This window comes from Agrobacterium sp. MS2 (assembly GCF_003261015.1).
Taxonomy (GTDB): Bacteria; Pseudomonadota; Alphaproteobacteria; order Rhizobiales; family Rhizobiaceae; genus Agrobacterium; species Agrobacterium pusense.
This window is the reverse complement of record NZ_QLNF01000074.1, coordinates 1-1,613: the sequence shown is the minus strand read 5'-3', so window position 1 is coordinate 1,613 and position 1,613 is coordinate 1. Positions and strand designations below refer to the sequence as shown.

Here is a 1,613-nt window from a genome sequence, read left to right as displayed (position 1 = left end):
CTACTCCTAGTGTTACCACTAGGACTGGCAGTCAGAAGGCCGTCATCGCAAGACGGCCTTCACCGTGGGCTTACAGCGCAGATCGCATTCGTGTTGAAGCAGGCAGAGGATGGAACGCCGATCGGCGAGGTCTGCCGCAAGGCAGGAATTTCGGACGCGACGTTTTACAGTTGGCGCAAAAAATACGCGGGCTTGATGCCCTCGGAGATGAAGCGGCTGCGACAGCTTGAGGAAGAGAATGCCAAGCTGAAGCGAATTGTTGCCGACCTGTCGCTGGACAAGGCCATGCTACAGGATGTGCTTTCAAAAAAGCTTTAAGGCCTGCGCGTAAGCGCAAGCTTGTCGACACGATCAAGGCTGGAAAGTTTCGATCCGGCGTGCACGCATGGTGCTGAAAGTCGACCGGTCGCTCTATGTCTACAAGTCCAGGCGTGGTGAGCAGGCCGAGTTGAAGCTGAAGATCAAGGATATCTGCCAGACGCGGGTACGCTACGGCTACAGGCGTGTGCATATTCTTATCAAGCGTGAAGGCTGGCCCGTGAACCCGAAGCGAATCTATCGTCTTTACGAGGAGATGGACCTCCAGCTCCGCAACAAGGTTCCCAAGCGCCGGGTCAAGGCAAAGCTGCGGGCTGACCGCACGGAGCCGACCCATTCGAACCATGTCTGGGCGGTGGATTTCGTTCATGACCAACTGGCCACTGGTCGCAAGATCAAGGTTCTGACGGTTGTCGACACTTACTCGCGCTTTTCGCCGGCTGTCGATGCCCGCTTCAGTTACAAGGGCGAGGATGCAGTTCAGACACTGGAGCGGGTCTGCCGGCAGGTCGGATATCCGACGACCATTCGCGTCGATAACGGCAGCGAGTTCATCTCTCGAGACCTTGATCTTTGGGCCTATCACAAGGGTATCGTGCTCGACTTCTCCCGGCCAAGGCATGCCGACTGACAGCAGCTACATCGAGAGTTTTAATGGCAAGTTCCGCGCCGAGTGCCTGAACGCTGCCGATTTCGCTCATGAACGGCTCATCGGCGCCAACGCCGACATGAGCCATAACCCCGGAAAATTCCAGCTCCCGCTGGCCCAAATTCGAGGTGCACCTCAAAAAACCGCTGGAGCGAACTCAAAACTGGATAAAACTTGGGGGCAAGGTCACTGGCTTGCCGACGTGCTGGCCCGCATCGCCGAGCTTCCCGTCTCCCGCCTGCATGAGCTCTTGCCTTGGGAGTGGAAGGCGATCAAGGCGATGGAAATCCCGGCTGCCGCGTAAACAGTTTCCGAAACAGCTCTTCCGACCGACGCAGACCCTCGTCCGTCAGCACCAGTGACTTCGACTTGTTCACCGGATCGCCGATCAGGCCTTTCTGATGCAAGCGATCCGTCGTCGCCCAGTCAAACCCCTTCCAGGCGCAACGCTCGTTGGTAAGCGGCAAGCTGAGACCGTTCAGCGCGTGTAATTCCAGGGCATGAGTGCATCGAGATCTCTGCTGGGCCAACCATTGGCTATGCGCTCGAGTGTCTGGGTGAGCCAGGCCTGTGGATCGACATTGTTCATTTTCGCTGTTTGAAGGAGCGTGGCGATTGTTGCCCAAGTCCTTCCACCGCCATCGCT

The 1,613-nt window shown here is 57.3% G+C and carries 2 protein-coding genes and 2 pseudogenes; 2 read left to right on the top strand and 2 right to left on the bottom strand.

The window, feature by feature from the left end; all coding sequences use genetic code 11:
• Positions 1–24 precede the first annotated feature (24 nt).
• A pseudogene (locus DOU54_RS28280) lies at positions 25–1,001 on the top strand (IS3 family transposase); the annotation flags it as partial.
• A 156-nt stretch (positions 1,002–1,157) separates the two neighbouring features.
• A pseudogene (locus DOU54_RS28505) lies at positions 1,158–1,271 on the top strand (transposase domain-containing protein); the annotation flags it as partial.
• On the opposite strand, the gene DOU54_RS19800 reads toward DOU54_RS28505, so the two are convergent.
• A complete protein-coding gene (locus tag DOU54_RS19800) occupies positions 1,240–1,464 on the bottom strand; it encodes a DUF6429 family protein (protein ID WP_502695982.1) in 225 nt (74 codons plus the stop codon). The pseudogene DOU54_RS28505 and the gene DOU54_RS19800 overlap by 32 nt on opposite strands.
• Positions 1,446–1,613, bottom strand: a 168-nt coding sequence (locus tag DOU54_RS19795) for a transposase domain-containing protein (protein ID WP_146617390.1), incomplete at its 5' end; no start/stop codon positions are given. The genes DOU54_RS19800 and DOU54_RS19795, both read right to left, overlap by 19 nt.